The organism is Marinomonas alcarazii, from assembly GCF_003208215.1.
Taxonomy (GTDB): domain Bacteria; phylum Pseudomonadota; class Gammaproteobacteria; order Pseudomonadales; family Marinomonadaceae; genus Marinomonas; species Marinomonas alcarazii.
Genome location: NZ_QKLW01000002.1, coordinates 435,630 through 458,715, shown reverse-complemented (window position 1 = coordinate 458,715; position 23,086 = coordinate 435,630). Strand labels below are relative to the sequence as shown.

Genomic DNA, 23,086 nt, shown 5'->3' with positions numbered 1-23,086 from the left:
AGGGCTAGGGTAGGGTTATTTTGTGTTTAATTTACCTTGATTAGTCTGCTTTGTGGTTTAATCCAGCAATGGTTTTTATTGATACTCAATACCTTTCCCTTTAGGCAGGCTGCATGAACATAGATAAATCGAAAAAACGTATCGCGAAGAAAGTAAAAATGGGTTTCAAAGGTTATCCGCAACTTTCTATTGCATACTTTGGTGATACAGAAGACATCGCCACAGAAGTGATTGTGACCTTTACCGCAGAAGAGGGCGCTGAGCCACAGGATCAGCGTTTTGTGGGGCAGAGTGATGTACGTGAAGACGAGGTGATTCAATCAGCCTTGGTCAAAATTATGGAACGTACTGACGCGAAAACAGTGTTGGAAGTAGAGGGTGTTTCGACGAAGAGCTAAGGCTCTTTTTTTATTTTCAATACATGGGAATAGATGCTTGACCTTGGAGTATTCTCCAAGGTCTACACTCTTGTTATAGATTCATAACTGGAGAGATGTATGCATCATTCATCAGGTCAACATAAAGAAAATTGCCAATCTCATTCTTCATGTCAGTGTCATCAATCAAAAGATCATTCATCACACTCGCATCAGGAAGCAAGCGGGTCTTGCTGCTCGACATCGAGAGAGGTTTCCTCTTGTTATGCAAGCGACGATAGCGGAAAAAAAGCAAGCTCATGTTGTTCTTCTGATGACGAAGACGATGCCTCTTTAGCACAAGAACTCGGCAAACAAACATATCGTTGGCGAGTCAGCGGCATGGATTGCGCGAGCTGTGCGCGTAGTATCGAAAAAGCGGTCGCTTCTTTAGATGGTATTGTGAGCACAAATGTTGTTTTTTCGACTGAAAAATTAAGCGTTGAGGCGAATGCTGATGTCTCGGATAAGGTTCAGGATGCAGTGAAAGGGTTAGGCTTTCGCTTAGTTTCTTTGGACGAAAGTGCTTCTAATCCAGCTAATTCACAGACTATTCTCAATCAAAAAACAGCCTCATGGTTATCTCGTCAGCCATTCTTCGAATACGCTCCCATTGTGGGTTTAGCGCTGTTGATGTTAGTGAGCTGGGGCCTAGCGCAACTTAATCCAGTGTATGGTGAGACGGCGTTTATTGTCACCACCTTGGTTGGCTTGGTGCCCATCGTGAAAAAATCATGGCGTATGATGCGAAGCGGTTCGCCTTTTGCCATTGAAACTCTGATGAGTGTCGCAGCGATAGGTGCGTTATTTATTGGCGCTACCGCAGAAGCCGCGATGGTGCTGTTGCTCTTTATGATTGGCGAGTGTTTGGAATCCTTTGCAGCAAATCGCGCACGCAAAGGCGTCAGTGCCTTGATGGCGCTGTTGCCAGAAGAAGCCTTGATTATCAAACATGGCGTTCGCCAAAAAATCGCTATTGCGGATTTACGTCTAGGGGATGAAATCGAAGTCTCACCAGGTGAACGTTTGCCAGCCGATGCTGAACTCTTGTCAGAGATGGCAAGCTTCGATGAAAGCGCCTTGACGGGTGAGTCCGTTCCAGTTGAACGATTACGCGATGAAAAAGTCCCAGCAGGAAGTTTGTTGGCTGATCGAGTTGTGCGACTCAAAGTGGTGTCGCAGCCTGGTAATAGCGCCATAGATCGGATTTTACAGTTAATCGAAGAAGCGGAAGAGCGTCGAGCACCGCTTGAGCGTTTCTTAGATAAATTCAGCCGTATTTATACGCCAGTGATTATGCTGGTTTCTGTCTTAGTGATCTTGATTCCGCCTCTGGCCTTCGCTCAACCTTGGGATACGTGGATTTATCGCGGCTTGGCTTTGTTATTGATTGGTTGTCCTTGTGCTTTGGTGATTTCTACGCCAGCGGCGATAACCTCTGGTTTAGCGGCGGCGACTCGCCGTGGTGCTTTGATTAAGGGCGGCTTGGCGTTAGAGCAACTTGGTCGAGTCAAAACCATTGCTTTTGATAAAACCGGTACGCTAACTGAAGGCAAGCCAAGTGTGACGGATGTGGTGACTTTTAATGGCTCTGAGATTAATCATTCATTGGCAGTGGCAGCGTCTGTCGAAATGGGGTCTCATCATCCATTGGCGAAAGCCATTGTGGATTATGCTGAACAGCAAGGTGTTGCTCTTGTTCACGCTGATAATCGAAAAACCTTGGCAGGTGTTGGGGTAGAAGGAGACTTTGCGGGTAAGAAAATCAGCATAAGCGCACCAAGTAAGTTAGAGCGAGCGCTAGATAATCGTATTCAACAGCAAGTGACTAGCCTTGAAGAAGAGGGGAAAACGGTCGTGGTTGTGCTCGAAGAGGACGAGCTTATTGCTTTAATCGCATTGCGAGATAGATTGCGTGACGATGCCAAGGCGGCGCTTAAAGACCTAGCCGCTTTGGGTATTCATGGTGTGATGTTAACAGGTGATAATGCCCGTGCCGCGGCGGCGATTGCGGCCGAATTGAACATAGATTATCGAGCGGATTTATTACCAGAAGACAAAGTTACGGCGGTCACTGAGTTGAATCAACAACAAGCGACCGCCATGGTGGGCGATGGCATCAATGATGCGCCAGCAATGAAGGCATCTAGCATCGGTATTGCTATGGGTAGCGGTACGGACGTGGCGTTGGAAACGGCCGATGCGGCGCTGACACATAATCGCTTACAAGGTTTGGCTGAGATGATTCGTCTATCGCGCGCGACGAATGCCAACATTCGTCAAAATATCACCATTGCTTTGGGCTTAAAAGCGGTGTTTCTGGTGACGACTTTGTTGGGTATAACGGGACTATGGTTGGCGGTATTGGCTGACTCTGGTGCGACTGCTTTGGTCACAGCAAATGCTTTGCGGTTATTGCGAAATACCCCGTCAAATAAAAACAATTAGCAAATATTACAGTGACTTAGGGAGATTAAAATGAACCCTAAGTCATGAATATTTCATTTATGTTAATGAAATGGGCAAGAAAAGATTAATCCACTTACAAAGCGCTAAGTTTTGTTCTGCAAGTGCATTTTTATAGAAAGTTGGTGGTAGGATTTCGCACCTTGTGTTTGATGTTGGTCGTAGAAAGGGCGCTATTGCAGGTTTTAAACCAAGCAAAATAATGCCCAAACTGCGGTTAGCCTATATCAATGTCTGATGATGACGAGGTGTTTTGGTCTGTCTATTCGAGAATAGGTAGTCAGCACGTCTTATCATCCAACTATAAAATAATAGATGTTGTTTGCTTTATGAAAAATCAAAATACAGCTCCTGAAAATTCCCTTTCTGCTCCGTTCGTTTATCCGAACATGAAAATCGCGTTTATTTTATTGATTACCTGTTTCGCTGCATGGGGCGTCGCTGCCAACATGACCGATCCATTGGTAAAAGTGTTTAGTAAAATCTTTACTATGAGCACCTTTGAATCCGCTTTAGTACAGTTCGCTTATTACGGTGCGTATTTCTGTTTGGCGATTCCTGCGGCGTTTATTAACGCCCGTTACTCTTATAAAGCGGGTGTGTTGACGGGTTTAGGCTTGGCTATTTTAGGTGCCTTGGCTTTTTACCCTGCCAGTGTTTCGATGACATATGGTTTCTTTTTGGCTGCTTTGTTTATTTTGGCGGCTGGCCTGTCTATTTTAGAAACCTCGGCGAATCCTTTTGTGATGACCATGGGGCCAGAAGGCAGTGCAGCGCGTCGTTTGAACTTGGCTCAGGCGTTTAACCCTGTTGGTACTAATATCGGTGTATTTCTTGCGGCGACTTTGATTCTTCCCAACTTAAACACGGCAACGGCTGAAGAAAGAGCAAGCATGGCGCCAGAGATGTTGCTTAGCATTCGTGCAGATGAATTAAACAGTGTGATGACGCCTTATGTCGGTATGGCGTTTGTGTTGATGATTATCTGGGCGCTTATCTATTTTATGCGTGTGCCAAAATCGGCGAACAAGGTCAATATTGATGAAGTGCAGAAGATCGATTTTGTGGCGACATTGGGTCGATTGATCGGTAGAAAACAATACCGTTGGGGTGTGGTTGCGCAGTTCTTTAACGTGGCAGCGCAAACTTGTACGTGGACCTTTACCATTCAATATGTGCAAGAAACGCTGGGTGGTTCTGAAGCCAGTGCGTCTGATTACTTGCAGTACAGTTTGATTGTTTTCTTAGTATCCCGTTTTGTGATGACATGGTTGATGGGCTTTTTCCGTCCCGCTGTATTGTTGAGTATTTTGGCTCTGTTGGGCAGTGTGTTGTGTCTTTATGCTGTCATGGTGCCAGGTGTAACTGGTGTTTGGGCAATTGTGTCTATTTCAGCTTGTTTATCTTTGATGTTTCCAACCATTTACAGCATCGCATTGGATGGTCTTGGCGGTGATACAAAATTCGGTTCTGCAGGTTTGGTCATGGCTATCTTAGGTGGTGCCGTGATGCCATTGATCCAAGGCGCGACTATTGATGAGTACGGCGCGATTTTTTCATATGTTGTGCCTGCCGTTTGCTTCTTGGTTGTGGCTTTATACGGTATGTTCTCAGTGAAAAACACGTCTATTTAATCATTGATTGTCGTTAAGACGAAAGAGCCTCGCTGATGCGGGGCTTTTTTTTGCTTGTGACTTTGTGGGCTTACTTCTTTATGATTCTGTACAATAAAATCAGCCTGGAAAGAGTTTGTATTTCGTTTAGGTGGATGAATAGGGATTTTAGAGGTTATGTATTTGTCAAATAGAGCGGAAATATTAGAAGAAGAAAGCCGTATATTTGCTCATTGTGTGACGCAGTGTGAATTACATCATCATGATGCTCACGAATGCTTGTGGGTGGTGAAAGGTCGTATTCGTGTTCAGGTCGTAGATGAAATACTACTTTTGCAGGAAGGGGATGTACTTTTTATTAATAAAGCATTGCCTCACGCCACTCAGTCGACTGAAGGCGATAATCTAGTACTTTGCTTACAGCATAACTTTGCAGGATTGGCTCTGGATACGCTTCCGATGAAAAAGTGGAGTTTGGTGCAGAAAAATACGCTGCCCACTATCAAGCGTTTGTTGGCGCATTTATGGTGGGAGCAGCATTATAAAGCGGATCATTGGCAGCAGGCGCAAAGCAGTTTGTTGGCCCAGCTTGGTTTGCTGTTTACTCGTTACTTTCCTTCAACGAATACAATTAGTACGGACTCTATGGAGTCCACCTTATTGATGAATGATCTTTTGCGTCAGATAACCTTGCGCTACCAAGAACACCTTTCTCTATCCTTGCTTGCTGAGGAGCGAGGCCTGTCCGAAGCTTATTTAAGTCGCTATTTTAAAGCCAAAGTGGGCGAGACTTTTTTGCGCTATTTGACGCTTTACCGGCTAGAAAAAAGCTTGTCAGATTTGGCCCAGAAACCTAAGAAAACCATATCTGATATTGCTTTGGACCATGGCTTTCCTTCCGTGAAAGCCTTCAATATGGCATTTCGCCGTGAATATGATTGCACCCCAACCGAATTCCGCCTTAAGAGAGAATCGGTGAATTTAGTGAGTACTGGTCAAGCCTACGCTGGGGTAGATTTGGTTTCATTGAAGCAGCGAATTATGCCGTGGTTGGATAAATCTTTTTTGTATCTTTAACTATTTTCTCGCGCTTTTAGCTTTGCTGGTGACTTGGTGAAAAGATCGCTTTCAGAGTTTTTTTGTTCGGAGTGATTCAAGTCATGTCAAAAAATGGCTAACGAGTAGGTCAAAAATCGGATAGCACGTTTGATATTAATTCTCATAATGAAACCAAACAATAAATACAAAAAAGGTGTCATTATGAAAAAGTTGTCGTTTTTCGATAAATTAAGTTATGGATTTGGTGACTTGGCTAGCAATGTGGTTTTTACGGCTGTTGGCACCTATCTGATGTTTTTCTATACAGATGTGTTTGGAATTTCTGCTGCTCTGGTCGGAACCTTATTCTTTATTACCAGAATGTGGGACGCTATATCTGACCCAATAATGGGGATGATTGGGGATAGAACCAAAACTCGGTTTGGTAAGTTCCGCCCTTATTTACTCTATGTTCCTATTCCTTTGGCGATAGTCGCTGTTCTAACTTTCACGACCCCTGATTTGGATGAATCTGGCAAAATCATTTGGGCATTTGTTACCTATATCCTGTTAATGACATTTTATACTGCCATCAACATTCCATATTCTTCTTTGCCAGCCACTATATCCGATAGCCCTGTAGAGCGAGGTCAGATGGCATCATTCCGCATGGTATTAGCTTTTACAGGCGCATTATTGGTAAATGCGAGTACGTTACCATTGGTGGAATTTTTTGGAAACGGTAACAAGCAACAAGGCTTTCAACACACCATGATGTTACTAAGTGCCATTATGGTGGTGATGTTTTGGCTGTGTTTCTCTCGCGTCAAAGAGCGAGTACCAATGATCAAGCAGCGCTCCTCCTTAAAAGAGGACTTTGCGGTGGTGATTAAAAACCGCGCTTGGTGGGTCACCATTTTAATGGGTATTCCACTGTTTACTTTTACCATCATGCCTTTTGCTGTTGGCATGTATTATTTTACTTATATTGTTGGAGATACTAGTAAGGCTGGTATGTTCTTTACAATGGCAAGTTTGGGCATGATTGCTGGTTCTGCTCTTATGTCTCAGTTAGTTAAGCGTTATTCAAAGCGAAACTTAGTCATTACTGGGGCATGTTTGAGTATGTGTTTGATCGGTAATTTATACTGGGTTGATCCATCAGATATCTATTTGATCTATGCCATTATCTTTTTCAATCAGTTGTCGAAAGGGATTGCCGCTTCTTCTTTGTGGGGGCTAGTTGCTGATACTGCAGATTATATTGAATGGAAGTCTGGTCGCCGTGTCGTGGGCTTGTCGACCAGTTCAGCAACGTTTTCTCATAAATTTGGCATGGGATTAAGTGGCGCTTTGGTTGGGATCGGTTTGAGCTTTGCAGGTTATCAAGCTGGCGCTGAGCAAACGGCAGAATCCATACAAATGATTTTACTTTTCATGAGTGTGGTTCCTGCTTTTGGTGCTGGTTGTGTTGCGTTTATTGCTTATTTCTATCCGATTACACAGGAAATAGAGGGCACTATGCAATCTGAATTGCGAGTGACTCGTGAGTCGAATCAAGCAAGTTAAGGGATACTGAGGTTTATTTTATGAATGAGTTATTTCGTAAAGCTCCATTTTTTTTAGATGATAAGGCGATTGAGTGGGTTAATAAAACCTTTGCCGAATTGTCTCTAGAGCAAAAAGTAGGGCAGCTGTTTAATCTTATTGTAAGGGCAAACTCTGCAGAAGAGCTGTCTCTTATTGAGACGATTCAACCTGGCGCTGTAACCAAGTTTGTTGGACAAGATCTTGATACTGAAGTCACTATGATGAACCAGTTGCGTAGCCATTCAGCTGTGCCACTTTTGGTGAGTGGTGATCTTGAGGGTGGAGGTATGAGCTTTCCGTTCGGTGCTCAAGTTCCGAATCAGCTTGGTCTTGCAGGGTTAAAAGATGAGAGTGCAGTGGAATATTGTACTCAGGTGATTGCTCAAGAAGCGAAACTGTTAGGTATTAATTGGTCTTTTACGCCTGTGGTTGACATTAATGCTAAGTTTCGCAGCGCGGTTGTGGGGACTCGATCTTACGGCAGTGACGTGGACCTTATCGAAACCATGGGTTGCTCTAACATCACGACTTTTCAAAAAAATGGTATCGCAGCAACCGCTAAACATTGGCCAGGTGAAGGTTTTGATGATCGTGATCAACACCTAGTGACCACGGTTAATCCGCTGACTATGCCGGAATGGCAAGAGCGTTATGGTCGACTTTATCGCAGTGCTATTGAGAGCAATGTGATGTCGATTATGTCGGCACATATTGCTTTACCTGAATATGTAAAGGCTCATGAGAATAACCCTGAAGAATGGTGGCGTCCGGCTAGTGTGAGTAAGTTGCTTAATGAGCAGCTATTACGTGATGAACTGGGCTTTAACGGTTTGATCGTATCTGATGCTTCTGTCATGGCCGGGTTAAGTAGTTGGGCGAAACGTGAAGACGTGGTGGCGGAGATCATTGAAAACGGTTGCGACATGCTGCTGTTCTGTAAAGACCCATTGGAAGACTTCGCCTATATGCTTAAAGCCGTTCGTGAAGGTCGGGTTTCGGAAAACCGTCTAGAACAGTCTGTAATGCGAATTCTGGCGATGAAAGCGGCTTTGGGGTTGCAACATGAGCAACCAGAAATCAGTGTTGATAAGTTTAACGCACTGTTGGCTTCTGACTACGCTGATAAAATTCCAGAGTTAAATCGTCGTACTGTGCATTTAGTAAAAAATCGCCATGATATTTTGCCAATTAATCCTGCTAAACAAAAACGGGTATTGGTGATATCGACCGGAATAAATAATATTTTTGTACCTTTTCCTCTACCGCTTGAGGTACCTAAAATGCTAGAAGATGAAGGTTTTGAGGTAACGGTTTTTGAAGCTGGAATGGCATTGGATACAAAAGACTATGATTGGGTGCTTTACCTAAGTGCTGATGAATCTATGTTGGTAAAATCGCATATCTATATTGATTGGATGGCTTTGCATGGGGGCTTCGGTAACGCCATGTACCGCCCATGGGTCGACCTGCCAACAGTTATGGTATCTTTTGGACATCCTTATCTTTTATACGATGCACCTAAAGTGCCTGTCTATATTAATGCTTATAGCCCTTTATTAGAGGTTCAAAAGGCTGTGGTAGATGGGTTATTAGGGCGTTTAGCCTTTAATGAAACTGCCGCCATTGATCCGTTTTGTGGGTTAGAGCAATTGCATTTTTGATAGTTTGAAAGAGGCGACAGAAATAGCATTAAGCATAATGCTATTTCTGTTGTAGTGACTTGGCTTAGATCTTTTCAGATGACTCTTTCATTAAGTGTTCTCTGAGGATTGGGCCAATAATATCGAGAGGCTCAGAATCCAGCATGTCTTGATGTCGGCAAGGAATATTATGAGCCTCTATTGCACCTGTTACTCTTGATGTCCAAGCGTTTGATTGGTGTTCAAGGATGTTCCCCATTGAACCATTTGCGCTTTCATCCGCTACAAAAAATAGCAGGTCTGCTTCTACCGTTTTTGGTTTAAAGTGACTTGCTAATTTAAGATTATTTTCAATAATTATTTGAACTCTATCCATGATGTCTGCTTGGCTTTTTTGAATGTCTTGTACCACAGCCATGGAAGAATCATCGTAATCTCGCCATAAGAGAGAGGCTAACTCTTCTTTGTTAATCGGTAGTTGTTCTAACGTACTAAGGTCATAGCCAAGGAATAGCAGAGCCGCTCTGACAATATCGGCTTCATTCTCAGGTTGTTGGTAGCCAACTTTATACGGATAGCTGTCCAGCATACACAAAAAGGACACGACATTATTCTCAGCTTGCAGTTTTTCAGTAATTGCATGAGCAACCAAACCACCAAAAGACCAACCTAATAAACGATATGGCCCTTCAGGTTGAATGCGCTTTATTTGTTGTATGTACTCTTCTGCCATTTCTTCGATGGATTCTGGCAAGCGGGAAGCATGACGTAACCCCGTTGCTTGTAAACCATAAACAGGTGTTGATTTAGGTAAATGACGTAATAGCCCAGCATAACCCCAAGCTAGGCCAAGTGCCGGATGGATGCAAAATAGTGGCTTTTCTGTACCGCTGGATTTAATTGGCAACATGCCAATCATGGGGTCCCAGTCATCGCTATGACTTAGATAGTCAGAAAGCTCTGCAATGGTTGAGGCTTTAAATAGAACGCCAAGAGGTACTTCAATGAGCAGGTTTTTCTGAATGTGATTCAAAATTTTTGTGGCTGATATAGAGTCACCGCCAATTTCGAAAAAGTTGTCATGAATGCCGACCAATTTCAGTCCAAGCGTTTCGGCCCATAGATTTGCTAACATCTCTTCGAGCTGGTTTCTGGGTTTCACATAACTATTAGAAGCCTGCCAAGTCGGCAAAGGGAGGGCCTTGCGGTTTACTTTGCCGTTTGGTGTTAATGGCATATCGTTTAGTAAAATGAAGTGAGCTGGAACCATATAATCCGGCAGGACTTTTATTAATTGGTTACGTAATATGCCCGTGTCTAGTTGGCTGTCGACCGGTATAACATAGGCGACCAGTTGCTTATCTCCGTTTGGAGATGTTTGTGCTACGACGACGGTCTGACTCACTTCACGACACGTGAGTAAAGCAGATTCTATGTCACCGATTTCGATACGGAAGCCACGAATCTTAATTTGGTGATCGTCACGGCCTTGGTATTCCAGTATGCCGTCTTGTCGCCAGCGAGCTTTATCTCCTGTGACATACAGGCGGCTTCCTTCGCTACCGTAGGGGTTAGGTAAAAAACGTTCGTTTGTTAAGTCTGGGCGTTGGTAATAACCTAGCGCTAAACCTTCTCCTGCAATATACAAGTCCCCTGTGACACCAACCGGCGTTGGTTCCATAGCGTGGTCTAATACATACATTTGGGTATTCAGGATAGGTTTACCAATAGGTGGTTGACGAAGATCTGCCTGATTAACAAGCGGCATAATACTTGACCAGATAGTGGTTTCTGTTGGTCCATAGAGGTTGATAACAGGGTGTCCAAGCTTTGCCATCGTTTGAGCTAAATGGCCTGGTAAAGCTTCTCCTCCAACTAAAGGTTTAATGCCATGCAATTCATTGCTGTAGGTTGGCAATAGTGCCTGCCAAAGAGAAGGCGTGGCCTGGAGTAGAGTGACGCCTTTATTAACCGCAAGTTCCGTTAAAGCTTGAGGATCACGAACCGTTTTTCTATCGGCAATGACAACAGATGCACCTACGGTCAATGGTAAGAATAACTCAAGGATAGAAATGTCGAATGAAATGGTTGTCACTGCTAAGAATTTATCTTTGCTTGTAAGGTTGAGCTCTTTTTGCATAGCGTATAAAAAATTCATCAAAGCGCTATGCGGAATTTCTACACCTTTAGGTCGCCCCGTAGAGCCAGATGTGTAGATTACATACGCCGAGCTGTTCTTTGAAATAGTCAGCCCCGTAGGGTGAGAGACACTTGGGTCTAATGAAATATCGGTGTGTTGATCGTCTATTAATATGCAAGGAGTTGTGGTCTTAGGAAGTTGTTCTTGAGCACTGTGGCAACTGAGTATTAATTTGGGTTGCGCGTCCTCGAGTATGCTGCGAAGACGTTCCTCTGGAAAATCAGGGTCCAAGGGGAGATACGCCGCGCCGGCCTTTAGGGTACCTAAAAGGGCAACGAGCATATCCATGTTGCGAGTGAGTGCAATCGCGACTAAATCACTAGGGCGAACTTGCTCTTTTATGAGTTTGTTGGCCCAAGCATTAGAGAGTGCATCGAGCTGCAAATAGTTTAACGAGCCTTGACCCGAAGAGACGGCAGGCGCAAGCGGGCTACATTTAGCCTGCTTTATAAAGCTCTCCACAACGGATTCTTGCGGTATTGGGGCTACGGTATCGTTCCAACTATGTAAAATTTTATAGCGTTCACTTTCGCTTAATAGCGCCGCCTTACTGATAGGGCTGCTTGGCGCAATTATCATGCTGTTTATTAGGTTCTCAAATTGCACTAAATGGTTTTCTAACTCTTTTCGAGTATACCGAGTTGGATTGGCATCAAATTCAATTTGTAGGCCATTATTATCGTTGCGATCGAAGACGAAAACGGTGAGATCATCTATTAAAGCATTGCTCAAGTTGTGCAAAGAGGTCGAACAATTGCCAAATGTTAAATCATAGTTAAAGGGTTCAATGTTGACACCCAGTGAAGCAATTTGCTGTCCTGCAGACATTAGTCCTAGGTCACGCTTTAGGTCTTCATAGCGATATTGCTGATGACGGAGGGCTTTTAGTACTACTTTAGAGACTTGGGTAATTAATTCATCTAATGTTATTTCAGTTGATAAGCTTAGTCGGATAGGGACGGCGTTGGCCATCATACCTGGGGTGTTGCGTTGGGCGCGTTGGGTTCTCGCTGTAACCGGCATAGCAAACACTAAATCATTCGAGCCTGTCATTCTGTAAAAATACGCGGCAACAAGTGCGATGAGGGTTTGCGGTAGGCTGGCATTAACCTGTTGTCCAACAGTGCTTAGCGTGTCTTTTAGTGTTTGCGATATTGTTAACGATTGACGTAATGGTTTTTGATCTTGGGAAGGGTCGATTCTTTGTGATAGTGATGTGGGGTCAGGCAAGTCAATTAGGTTTTCTAGCCAGTACTGACGGTCTTTCTTATAGCGTTTAGAAGACTTATATTCATTCTCGCTTTCTATGAGTGTTGCCAGAGAGCCAAAAGGGTTGGCTCCTGCGTCCTGGTTGTTAATCAGTGCGTTGTATATCTGAGCGAGTCTAAGGGTCAGTAAATTACCCCCAAAACCGTCTAAAGCGACATGGTGGCAGCGGTGGTACCAGTAGTAATGGTTATTGGCTATTTTAATAAGGGCGCTGCGCCATAATTTATCACCCGCTTTGGTAAGGGGTTGCATCATATCCTCTGTCATCCACCTCATCGCAGCTTGATGTGGGTCGTCGTTATCGCTCATATCCAGTAACGAAAAATACCCTTCGTCATTTTGATGGATTATCTGTGAGGTTGTGTCATTTTCTTCAATAATTTGGCAGCGAATGCAATCGGCTTCGCGGATGAGCTGGCTGATGGCTGAAGTAAAGTGAATGACGTCAATGAACCCTTTTAATTCAAGGTATTCGGCAATATTAAAGGCAGTGTCTTTAGGGGCTAGTTTCTGGGCGATCCATTGCCCTCGTTGGGCAGTAGAAAGAGGTAGGGCAAATGATTGTTGAGAAATAGGTTCTTTTGAACCATAGCAATTACTATGACTTTTAATCATTTGTTTGCTCCTGCAAAAAAATAGTCCATTTGAAGCGTGTGATTAAAGCACGCTTAACATTTACTTAAATTAACATAAAGTCACCTTAGTATTAAGCTGTTAAGTAATAATTTACATAAGAATAAGTGTAAAAAATAGAAGGGGAGTGGCGCGTTGTTTTAACGTATTAAACTTACGTTTTGACGCTTAATATGTTGGTTCACTTGCAAGAAAAGCAGTGCTCCAGACAAAATGCCAAAGCTTGCTAAACCTGACCATACCCAGCCGTGATGTATGCTGGTGGAAGACAATAGCCAGCCGGTGGTGATGTTGCCGATAAAAGCGTAAACACCTCCCACACACGAATACAATCCGTAATGGCTACCTAGTTCTTTGGGAGAACAAAATTTAGGGACATAAGCACCTAACAGCGGGAACACTAACATTGAGCCAAGGCTAAAAAACACGGCACAAAGGATAAAGGGCAGTGCCGGTAACGAAGAGAAACTAAGGTTGAGCCACAAATAGCTAGAGCCCATCATAGCCATTCCTAAGCCGATTCCGCGTGCTGTTCCCAAATAGGATTCTACGAATCGACTGACAGGCATTTGCATTAACACGCCCAAGATAGAAGAAGTAGCGAAAACCCAAGTGATAATGCTGACATCTTGAGTGATGGCACGTATTTCGTGAGGAACAGCAATATACAATTGATGAAACAGTAAGTGGTAAACGGAAGAGCACAGGACAAATTGCATAAAGGCTTTGTGTGTAAGCATTTGCCCCCATTGTTGCCAAAATTTTGAGTGGGCGTGTGTGGTGTTTCTTTGTGATGCCAACTCAGGTAAATAACGCCATTGAATGACCAGTAAGACAGTAAATAAAGCCGCTGAAATGACACCAACTAAAGCGAAATCGAAATAAAGAAGAGATAAACCTACCAATGGCCCTAGCAGCATTCCTGCTCCGGATGTGACATTTTGCAGCGCGAATACTTTGTCTCTGGCTTTTTGCTCTGGGTATTCGGAGGCTAAATAAGCTTGGCTGCTTGGTGTAAAAAGGGCGCCAGCAAAGCCAGAACAAAATGCCCCTAAGATTAGGACGGGAACCGTTTGACCAATACCAAGTAAAGTAAAACCAATGATACGTACAGCGCAGCCTAATAGAATAAGGCGTTTGTAGCCTAATCTGTCACCTAAAGTTCCGCCTACCAGAAACATGCCTTGTTGGCTTAATACTCTAAGCCCTATTATCAGACCCACATACCAACCACTGATGCCCAAATTATGCTGCAAATGATCGGCTAGATAAGGCAGTAACATGTAAAAGCCAAGATTGAAAGTGAAGCCGTTGATGACCAAAACTCGTCCTGCTGGAGAGAGTAAGTGCCAATCTTTTAGTAGGTGTTTCGAAAACATGATGTTGTGACTGTAAGCCTTAATGGAATAATACCTTGAAGCAAGGGTTTTGCTGTCTTAAGAAGAATCAGATAGCACCTTCAGCGATGCTTATTATCTTTTTTCTCGTTCCTGACAGGTTATTTGATTCTGAGGTTTTGCTGGAGGAAGTTGTCCGCGTATTTCTAATCGTGCGTACAAAAGGGATACCGGCAGAGTCTTTTGTGATGTCTGCATTGACGTTATAGACATTTTTAACCAAAGAAGGTGTGAGAATATCACTTGGGTGACCATTGGCAACGAGCTTACCATCTTTGAGAACTAAGAGGTTGTCAGCATATTGCGCGGCAAGATTTAGATCGTGAAGCACCATGATGGTAACCCAGCCTTGTTCTTTGGTTTGCGCATCTAGATGATCAAGAAGAACGTGCTGAAAGTGCAGATCCAATGCGCTGACAGGCTCGTCTAGCATGAGGATTTTGGGTTTACGCATCAAAGCTTGAGCGAATAAGATCATCTGGCATTGGCCACCACTCAGCTTATTGACCTGTCGATCGGCAAGATGCAGCAGGCCAATTTTATCTAAGGCAGAGAGCGCTTCTTCGATAACGCTGTCATCCAAGCGAAACCCTAGAGTATTTAATTGTCCCAGTAACACCACTTCTAAAACGCTTAACTCAACATCAAGACGAATGTCTTGGGGCATATAGCCAAATTGTTTGCGCCATCGAGACAGCTGCTTGCGCTGAAGTGTTTCGTTTTCAAAAGACACCACACCGGATTTAGCTTGAATGTCGCCAAACAACGTTTTTAGAAGTGTGCTTTTGCCTGTACCGTTTGGTCCGATAATCACGTTTACTTTACCTGGCTCTAAAGCAAAGGACATATCATTTGCTAGAACGAGGGTGTCTAAGGTGACGTTAAGGTTATTTACTGTCAGCATAGTTTAGCGCCTTTTACCTAAAATCAGCCAAAAGAAGAAGGGCACACCAATGATGGCAGTGACAATGCCGATTGGGAAGAGTGCGCCAGGCACGATTACTTTAGACAACACTGATGCACTAGAGAGTAAAAACGCCCCTATAATAAATGACAAAGGCAAAAAGAAGCGTTGATCTTCTCCTACTAACATCTTCGCGATGTTAGGTGCCACAATGCCGACAAATCCAATAATGCCTACAAAGCTGGTCACTGTTGCCGTCATAACGGCAACGATTATTAAAGTACGTAACCTAAGTTGAGTGATGTTCACTCCAAGGCTTTTGGCTCTTTCTTCACCTAAGCGCAATGCGGTTAGCTTCCACGCATCTCGTATTAAAAAGAACATACAGATGACCGTCACGCTGATAATAATGACAAGATTAGACCAAGAAGCTTTTGATAAGCTGCCGAACAGCCAAAATAGGATTTGTTGGCTTAATTCTGGAGAAGAGACAAATTGTACAAGTGATAGCAGTGACTGGAATAAAAACAACAATGCGATACCAGCCAAGATAAGTTGGCCTGAGCTGATGTGTCTCATGGTTGCTAGGGCAAATAAAAACGCGGCCGCTAGCATACAGCAAATGAAGGCCCCTAATGGAACGGCAATATTTGTATTGATGCCTAAAGAGCCGAAATACAACATCATCGCAGCACCAAAGCCCGCCGCGGCCGCCATTCCTAAGGTGTAGGGGCTCGCCATGGAGTTATTAAGTAGAGTTTGCATTTCAGCGCCACCCACACCTAATACGCCACCCACAACGATCGCCATAATCGCGATTGGTAGGCGTAAGCTGGAGACAATGACTTGTGTTGTTGCATCTACTTCGACAGGAAAACCAATAAGATTCAATAGCGCTTTAGCCACATCTTTAACGTTTAGCAAAGAAGGGCCTGTTGCGATATCTAATACAAAAGAAAAGGCAAGAACGGCGAGTAAGATACTGATGACTGTCCAACGACGTTTTTCACTGTGTCGTTGCTTTGATACGGCATCAGAGATTAAGGCTGATTGCATTATTATTTACCAGGAATTTGTGTGCTTTTGATGTATCGCTCTAGTCGGGCTATGTGATTAATAGCGTCATTTGAAACATCTGCTGCTTCTAGATGTTGAACATTTGTATAAAGCCCTATCGATGGCTAATCTCATAGTTATACGCAGATCCATTAATGAGCCTTTTTTATTGAGAATTATTTCTGTTTGGAATCTTACGGATAGATGAGAATTAATCAAGAACTTTATTACGATTTAAAGTGCATTTAAGAGTCATTTCAATATAGAGCAAAAGCTGGGCCTAAAAAGGGCCTGAACAGGCCTATAGAGGAGAGAGCGTATGCTCCTCCTTTATAGGCTGAGTTGAGGCGTATTTTACTCTGATATTTGGGCGGTAAAGGTGCCTGTTGGCATGATGGGTAAATACTTCTTATAAAAGTTTAAGTATTCCTGCTCTGGGTCTATGTCCTTGAATAAGCTAGGGTACATAGATTTAGCGATAAACTGAACCATAGAGGCATCTAAAATAGAACGGGAAGCACCTTGGTAAATACCGTATACGCGGTTGTTTTTTACTGCTGGCATTTGGTTCCAGCCAGTGCGAGCTTTATAACCCGCGAGACGAGATTCAGCCAGTTTTCTATCGACACCTTGTCCCATGGCTATTGCATCGCCTGCCACACCTGATTCTGTGCCTGCTAGAAATACAACTTCAGGTCGAGAAGCCAGAACCTGCTCCGGGTTCATTGGTCCCCACCACTCTACAAATGGTGCAGCAATATTATCGCCTTCCATCATGGTAATCACAGCCCCCCACATATTTTTACCATAAGTGAAACTATATTGACTCGGGCCTTTATTGCCAAACTCAACATAAGTGCGTGGTTTTGGTAGTTTAGCGGCTTTTATACGCTGTAAGGTTGATTCTATAGTGTGTTTATAGTTATCTGCGATTTCTTGAGCACGTTTTTCTTGCCCAGTTAATTCACCAATAATTTGTGTGCTCTTGATGTGGCGCTCTAGTGTTTGAGCATTGTAATCGACAACCACAATTGGAATGCCTGCATTTTCTAAGCGTTCGGCATCCGTACCAAGGCCTTTATATTGCCAATCTGCTAGAAGAACAACACTCGGCTTAAGACTGATGACTTTTTCAATAGAGAAAGTTTGAGCTTCTACTTCTCCAACATCAGGGATGCTTTTTAACGAAGGACGATAATTCGTATAAAGACTCCAGCTTGAAGGGCGCCATCCTTCCCAAGTGTCACGAGAAATTCCAACTACATTATCTAGTGCGTTTTCAGTACCTATGGCCATGTAATCTTCAGCGTAAAAACCTAAAATGACACGCTTGGCAGGTAAGTCTAGTTCAACTTTTCTACCCAAAACGTCGTCAATGACCGTCATTTTTGCTTGAACGGAACCAGCAAAAATAGAGATACCTAACGCTAAAATAAGCAGTGCGCGTGGATTCATTAAAGGATGTCCTTTTATTGAGAATGATTTTTGTTTGAGATATTACGGATAGGCGAAAATTTAGCAATATATTAATAAGATTTAAGATGCTTTTAAGAATTATTATCATAAGAAGGTGTGGGGAAGCTTGCATAGCGCTAAAAAAACTTATAATTAATGGGGGACATTGCTCAGCAGGCTGGTATTCAGGTGATATTGTTCTTTGACTCCGATATGCCGAACCATGTCACTACGCAGGATATCGTTGTAGACAGTGGAGTTACGTTAAACACCTAGTAAGATTGTTATAGGATGAATCAAGCGTTTTTCTCGCTTGGTAAGGGAAATTTGCTCGGTATGATTTTCATATTGAGCTTTTATATGGATGTTAAAGTGAATTGCTATTCCCAAACGCAAATACTGTTGTTTGGTACTCATGTTTTACATGTGAGCCATCTTATTTTTAAAGAAGAGTCTTTGGTTGCGACAGACTATGAAGCCTCTATTGCAAAGCCGTCAGGCTATAGCAATTGGAGAGCTAAGCGTAAAGCAAGCTTTTTGGCGGGGCGGCTTGCTGTTCGTCATCGGCAAAGCTGTTTAAATTTGCCTCTGACAGATATTCCAAAGGCTAAAGACGGCTCACCTGTTTGGCCAGAAGACTACATAGGCAGTATTTCTCATACTGAGAAGCAAGCCGTTGCGGTGATATTGCCAAGATCAAAACAAGCGATTCAACACATTGGCATTGATCTAGAGTTGCTTGATCATGCGGATAAGTTTGATGCGGCTAATCTAATAGGGTTAGCGTCTGAGTTTGAAATACTAGAAGCAATGGGCGTGGAGAAAAAACGTTCGACCTTATTGTTATTCTCGCTCAAAGAAAGTGTTTATAAAGCCTTATTTCCTCTGGTTGGTGAGTTTTTTGACTTTCTGGACGTCGCTTTGGTTGCCACTGATGATGAGGCGTTCGAATTTCGGGTTAGGCGTCAATTAAGCTTCGTTGTCGGATCCGGTTTTACTTTACATGCTCGCTATAAAATACAGGATGACCATATTATGACTTGGGCCTATTGTTGACAGCTTATACGGTAAAACACCAAAAATTAATGCTGTATGGGCTGACGAGATTGAGCTTAGATAATTTAGGGAAGTCTTTGAGTTTCACTTTGCCATTTCTGAATTTTGGTTTTAGGCCGTTGATGCGTATCTTTTTTGACGTGAGTGAGTCTGCGGTAATCTCAAAGCGTTTCTTTTTCGATCCAAAGCCATTGCATTGTAGAATTTTTGGGCTGGCCGACATGTTGATAATGAGCAGGGTGCATTTGCCAGCTTTTTTCGCGCTATGGCAATAAACTTGTACATAAGGGTCATCACTTTGCACATCAAAAACATGTTCTCCCATGAGCTTACCCCATAGCCAGCTGACCCAATAATCTGGGTTGGGGTTGAGAGTTTGTCGGTTAATAAGTGCGTAGTCGCCGCCAATTAAGCTTTGTCTTATCATGACTTTTTGACCGATTTTCGCGCCTCTGCCGAGTTGGTCTGCCCACCAGAAACAAGAAGCAAAGCGATCTGATAATTTTGCTTGTCCGCCACACTGGGCTGAGCCTGTTTCCCCGGTCCATAATTGGGCGTTGGGTTGATGCTGATGGCGAAGTTTCTCTAGTTGGCGCGAATATTTTTCATAATCTAAAAGAGAATTTGGTGAAAGAAGGTTGCTGATTGAAGCAGATCGGGTTTTGACAGGAGAGCGGCTGCTTTGAAACGGGTAATAGTGCCAATCTACAATGTCGAGTGACTCTTCTAGGGACTCTAGAAACGAAGCGGACAGGTTGCTAAATGGCTTTATGGCTTCACCAATTCGGGGCCAGAAAGCACTGCCTGGGCCAGCAATTTTGCTATTGGGGCTATATTGTCGAACACAACGAATGAAGACATCATAATCTTTGGCGAGATTTTTCGCACTTGGTTGGGATGTGAGACCATGAAATGCCCAATAAGCATTTAGCTCATTACCCAGCTCACAAATGTCGATGTTTTGCCCGTGAGCTTGGCTGTATTCCAAAAGTGATTTGACTTCGTAGGCTTGCCAGTTGCCTTGTTGACGGCGATCGAATAGGCCATATTTCATGGTAAACATAAGACCCAATTCATTGCGCTGACAAAAGTCATGCAGCTGATGCCACATTTCTTGGGTCACAATAAGCGCCTCAGGGTTGTCTGTTGTAGAGGGGGTTGTGAAGTAATGGATATTGTCGGCTTCCGAACCACCAACGCGCACGTACGCTGCCCCTAAAGCCTGTACTAATAAATCGAGTTTTTCTTGCTGTAAATCGAGAGGCTCGACCCGTTGGGTGCCTAATCCTCGTTGTGTCCCTTGGCTACCTTCCCACCAAAAGCCACCAGCAAGTACCGAGATATCAATAGAGAAAGATAAGTACCTAGGTTCTATAGTGGTAATAGGCGTGGTGCTGTTAAGATGAACAACAAGTGATTTGTTTTGACGAATGTTGCGTCTATTTTGATGCAAAGGTCGTAACAGTCTAGAGCTAAACAAGAGTCTTCTTCTCTATTAAAAGGTTTTCTTTAGACTGCAATAAATATATGACATTTATGTGATGCTACTATTTAGAAGCGCATTTTGATTTTTAAAGGACGCGGTTATGAAACTTTCAATTTGGATTATGACTTTTTTATTAGCTGGCTGTACCAGCGCACCTAAAAATATTGATCCTGTGACGCAGTTTCAGTTAGAGCGCTATTTGGGAACTTGGTATGAAATTGTTCGCCAAGATCATGCTTTTGAAGAGGGTTTGTCAGAGGTTACTGCAACGTATTCTATGCGAGAAGATGGCGGAGTAGCGGTTTTGAATCGAGGTTATTCGGCCGAAGATAAAGCATGGCGAGAAGCTGAAGGGCGGGCTTATTTTGTTAACTCTTCCAATGTAGGGCATCTGAAGGTATCGTTTTTTGGGCCTTTTTATGGCGCTTATGTTATTTTCGAACTGGATCAAAAAGACTATCAATATGCCATGATATCCGGTCCTAGCCGTGATTATTTTTGGTTGTTATCTCGCACACCAACTATGCCTGAAGCCGTGAAACGTCGGTTATTAGCAAAAGCAGAAGCGTTAGGTTTCCCCATGGATAAGTTGGTGACAGTGGTACATACCCCAAAGGGGTCGTGAGATCAAAACAATGTGCAGGTGACCGATTGCTTAGCCGCCTCACTTGAGCAAACTTTAGCGTAAGCCTCTGGGGTTTGTATCAGGGCATAATGGGCATTTGAGTCTCTACATAGAGCAAGAAATTCCTCATATTGGTGGTTGAAGTTGTCTTTGGTTATTTCATAATCAATGATGGCATCATTGCCGCCCCAATTACTGCCGACATTTTCCGTTTTCGTACTTTGAATTAAATAGGTGATCTCATTATATCTAAGGCGAACTTGATGACAAAAAGCGCTATTAGGTGTGGTTTCGTTGCATTCAGTCATATCAATCTCTAGCAGCTCTTTTTCTGCTTGATAACGATCTAACTGATCCTGTGATCTATTTTTGCCTCTGTGATTTTGCTCCGCTCTAAGAGACAGCGCTTCTAATCTATTTTTAGCTTTATTGAGGCGGTCCTCTTTCACTAAGCATTTTTTTCCAAACTCTACCAAGTCGCTACTGTGCGAAAGGCTACTCACCATAGCTAAGCTAAGTGTTAAAAGGCTAGACTTTATGATTGGGATCGTCATTAGGGTAGTAACCTGCTTTTTATCTTGAATTCATGTGACTCTAGTATAAGCCTAGGTTTGTTTTGTGTCCTTACCTTGATCAAGCAGCGATGCTGTATAGGATTAAGGTTTAGTATAAATCTTAATGTCTAATGATATGCTAGAGCGATAAGAAGAGGCAAAAGCTCAATACTGAAGATATCGCCCTATAGATTATAGGTTTTATTTCCTAAGCGTTTATCTTACTAGGTAATTTTGCTGAACAGACATTAACCAATATTAGTTGGAATAATACAGTGAATCAGGTTAACAACTCGTACGGATTGGATGTGCATCCATTACGGGACTCCTTGTATGCAGAATTGCATTCTCGTCCTTTCCAAGTTCTTCCTAGCCCAGCCAGAGTAAGCTATCTTGCGGTCATTTTGAGGCCGGAGCAAAAGAAAGCTGAATTCGAACATTTTTGTGCGCTTTATCAATACTTTACTGGCACGCCTCCAGAAGAGGATGGGGCCTGTATTGAAGTGGATTTTGGGCATTGTAAAATACGTCGCGATAAGCATTTAGAGTTTACGTCTTACATCATTACCCATGGTCAAGTTGATTCCAGTCTTGGCTTTTTTGATCAAAATGCTTTGTCATGTTTGCCTGTGGATTGGCTGTCTGCCATCCCAGGAGCCGTCATTGCCGCTTTTCATATAGCGATTGAAGACGCACGCACAATACCAGAGCCAGATTTAGCCTTGGTAAAAAGTCACTTTGAAGGAATGCGTTTAGTAGGGAGTCGCCCGCAAAATGGCGATGCGCAAGTTTGGACGAGTTTTCAGTTGCACAGCGATGGCTGTGGTCGGTTTTTGATTTATAACAAAAACATGAGCGACAGCCAGTTAGGCCGAATGGTGCAGCGGGTTATTGAGATCGAAACCTACCGATTAATGGCATTATTGGCTCTGCCTATGGCGCGTAAATACAACGCGGAGCTGGTGGCTATGGATCAAGAGTTAGCGAACACCACAGCCAGCTTATCTGATGCAACAGAGACTCTTGATGAGCAGGCTTTGTTGGGTGAGTTAATTGAAATGGCAGCTTGGGTAGAAGCAACTCGAGCGAAGACCTCTTTTCGGTTCAGTGCCACAAGGGCCTATCATGAGCTAGTACTAAAGTGTTTAGCAGAACTAAAAGAGGACGAAGTGTCAGGGCACTTGACCATCACCGAATTTATGACACGCCGACTAACGCCAGCAGTAAGAACTTGTAACACGGCAGGGAACCATTTAGAGAGCCTTTCGACTCGTATCGACCGAGTGTCGGATATGATGCGCACCCAAGTAGAAATGTCGATTCAATCTCAGAACCAGCAGTTGCTAACCTCTATGGATCGTCGCTCTAAAATTCAGCTTGCCATGCAACATACGGTTGAAGGCTTGTCTGTTGCAGCGATTAGTTACTACAGCGTAGGGTTATTGAAGTTTTTGATCGAAGCCGTGTACGACAAAGGCGTTAGTTTTGATAAAAGCCTAGTGATAGGTTTGTCAGTACCTCTTGTGGTTGGCAGTGTGTGGTTTGCGACACGAAAAATCCATAAACGCTTTTTGCTATTAGCGAAAGCAAAAGAGGGAGGCTAGATCTTGCTCTATGTAACAATTTAAAAAGGCTTTCTACAACGCTAATAGAAAGCCTTTTTTATGTGGAACAGTTCACGGCTTTAA

General features: G+C 43.3%; 16 protein-coding genes. 9 read left to right on the top strand and 7 right to left on the bottom strand.

Translation table 11 applies throughout. From position 1 onward, the window contains the following. Nucleotides 1–113: 113 nt before the first annotated feature. The 6 genes from DFP75_RS07005 to DFP75_RS06980 all read left to right on the top strand — a co-directional run bounded on the left by DFP75_RS07005 (nucleotide 114) and on the right by DFP75_RS06980 (nucleotide 8,784). On the top strand, nucleotides 114–398 hold the full coding sequence (locus DFP75_RS07005; RefSeq protein WP_110573660.1) for a hypothetical protein: 285 nt from the start codon (nucleotides 114–116) through the stop codon (nucleotides 396–398). 99 nt (nucleotides 399–497) lie between these two features. Then, nucleotides 498–2,864, top strand: coding sequence for a zinc/cadmium/mercury/lead-transporting ATPase (locus DFP75_RS07000; protein ID WP_110573658.1), 2,367 nt, complete (start codon nucleotides 498–500; stop codon nucleotides 2,862–2,864). Between the two features lie 347 nt (nucleotides 2,865–3,211). Then, nucleotides 3,212–4,516, top strand: a complete 1,305-nt coding sequence (fucP, locus tag DFP75_RS06995; RefSeq protein WP_110573656.1) for an L-fucose:H+ symporter permease — start codon at nucleotides 3,212–3,214, stop codon at nucleotides 4,514–4,516. Between the two features lie 156 nt (nucleotides 4,517–4,672). Continuing rightward, on the top strand, nucleotides 4,673–5,572 hold the full coding sequence (locus tag DFP75_RS06990) for a helix-turn-helix transcriptional regulator (protein ID WP_110573654.1): 900 nt from the start codon (nucleotides 4,673–4,675) through the stop codon (nucleotides 5,570–5,572). A gap of 183 nt (nucleotides 5,573–5,755) precedes the next feature. Beyond that, complete coding sequence (locus tag DFP75_RS06985) at nucleotides 5,756–7,102, top strand: MFS transporter (protein WP_110573652.1); 1,347 nt, start codon at nucleotides 5,756–5,758, stop codon at nucleotides 7,100–7,102. A gap of 20 nt (nucleotides 7,103–7,122) precedes the next feature. Further along, nucleotides 7,123–8,784, top strand: a complete 1,662-nt coding sequence (locus tag DFP75_RS06980; RefSeq protein WP_110573650.1) for a glycoside hydrolase family 3 protein — start codon at nucleotides 7,123–7,125, stop codon at nucleotides 8,782–8,784. A 64-nt stretch (nucleotides 8,785–8,848) separates the two neighbouring features. On the opposite strand, the gene DFP75_RS06975 is transcribed toward DFP75_RS06980, so the two are convergent. From DFP75_RS06975 to DFP75_RS06955, 5 genes are all read right to left on the bottom strand, one after another. Further along, nucleotides 8,849–12,847 (bottom strand): non-ribosomal peptide synthetase, encoded by a 3,999-nt coding sequence (locus DFP75_RS06975; RefSeq protein WP_110573648.1) that lies wholly within the window; start codon nucleotides 12,845–12,847, stop codon nucleotides 8,849–8,851. Nucleotides 12,848–13,005: 158 nt separating this feature from the next. Then, entirely contained in the window at nucleotides 13,006–14,244 is a 1,239-nt protein-coding gene (locus tag DFP75_RS06970) for an MDR family MFS transporter (protein WP_110573646.1), read from the bottom strand. Nucleotides 14,245–14,311: 67 nt separating this feature from the next. Beyond that, nucleotides 14,312–15,166: an ABC transporter ATP-binding protein gene (locus tag DFP75_RS06965; RefSeq protein WP_110573644.1), complete on the bottom strand. Its 855-nt coding sequence runs from the start codon at nucleotides 15,164–15,166 to the stop codon at nucleotides 14,312–14,314. A 3-nt stretch (nucleotides 15,167–15,169) separates the two neighbouring features. Beyond that, nucleotides 15,170–16,222: a FecCD family ABC transporter permease gene (locus tag DFP75_RS06960; protein WP_110573643.1), complete on the bottom strand. Its 1,053-nt coding sequence runs from the start codon at nucleotides 16,220–16,222 to the stop codon at nucleotides 15,170–15,172. A gap of 354 nt (nucleotides 16,223–16,576) precedes the next feature. Further along, entirely contained in the window at nucleotides 16,577–17,677 is a 1,101-nt protein-coding gene (locus DFP75_RS06955) for an ABC transporter substrate-binding protein (protein ID WP_110573641.1), read from the bottom strand. Nucleotides 17,678–18,013: 336 nt separating this feature from the next. On the opposite strand from DFP75_RS06955, the gene DFP75_RS06950 reads away from it, so the two are divergent. Continuing rightward, nucleotides 18,014–18,733, top strand: a complete 720-nt coding sequence (locus DFP75_RS06950) for a 4'-phosphopantetheinyl transferase family protein (protein WP_181417004.1) — start codon at nucleotides 18,014–18,016, stop codon at nucleotides 18,731–18,733. A gap of 4 nt (nucleotides 18,734–18,737) precedes the next feature. Here DFP75_RS06950 and DFP75_RS06945 read toward each other — a convergent pair whose 3' ends face one another. Beyond that, on the bottom strand, nucleotides 18,738–20,213 hold the full coding sequence (locus tag DFP75_RS06945) for a glycosyl hydrolase family 79 N-terminal domain-containing protein (protein ID WP_245926997.1): 1,476 nt from the start codon (nucleotides 20,211–20,213) through the stop codon (nucleotides 18,738–18,740). 106 nt (nucleotides 20,214–20,319) lie between these two features. Between DFP75_RS06945 and DFP75_RS06940 the strand changes: the two genes are divergently transcribed. Continuing rightward, on the top strand, nucleotides 20,320–20,844 hold the full coding sequence (locus DFP75_RS06940; protein ID WP_110573637.1) for a lipocalin family protein: 525 nt from the start codon (nucleotides 20,320–20,322) through the stop codon (nucleotides 20,842–20,844). Nucleotides 20,845–20,846: 2 nt separating this feature from the next. On the opposite strand, the gene DFP75_RS06935 is transcribed toward DFP75_RS06940, so the two are convergent. Further along, the gene (locus DFP75_RS06935; protein WP_146219952.1) at nucleotides 20,847–21,293 is read right to left on the bottom strand and encodes a hypothetical protein; all 447 of its coding nucleotides are present in this window, start codon (nucleotides 21,291–21,293) and stop codon (nucleotides 20,847–20,849) included. 380 nt (nucleotides 21,294–21,673) lie between these two features. Here DFP75_RS06935 and DFP75_RS06930 point away from each other — a divergent pair, with 380 nt between their 5' ends. Continuing rightward, nucleotides 21,674–23,002: a DUF3422 family protein gene (locus DFP75_RS06930; RefSeq protein WP_110573633.1), complete on the top strand. Its 1,329-nt coding sequence runs from the start codon at nucleotides 21,674–21,676 to the stop codon at nucleotides 23,000–23,002. Nucleotides 23,003–23,086: the final 84 nt, after the last annotated feature.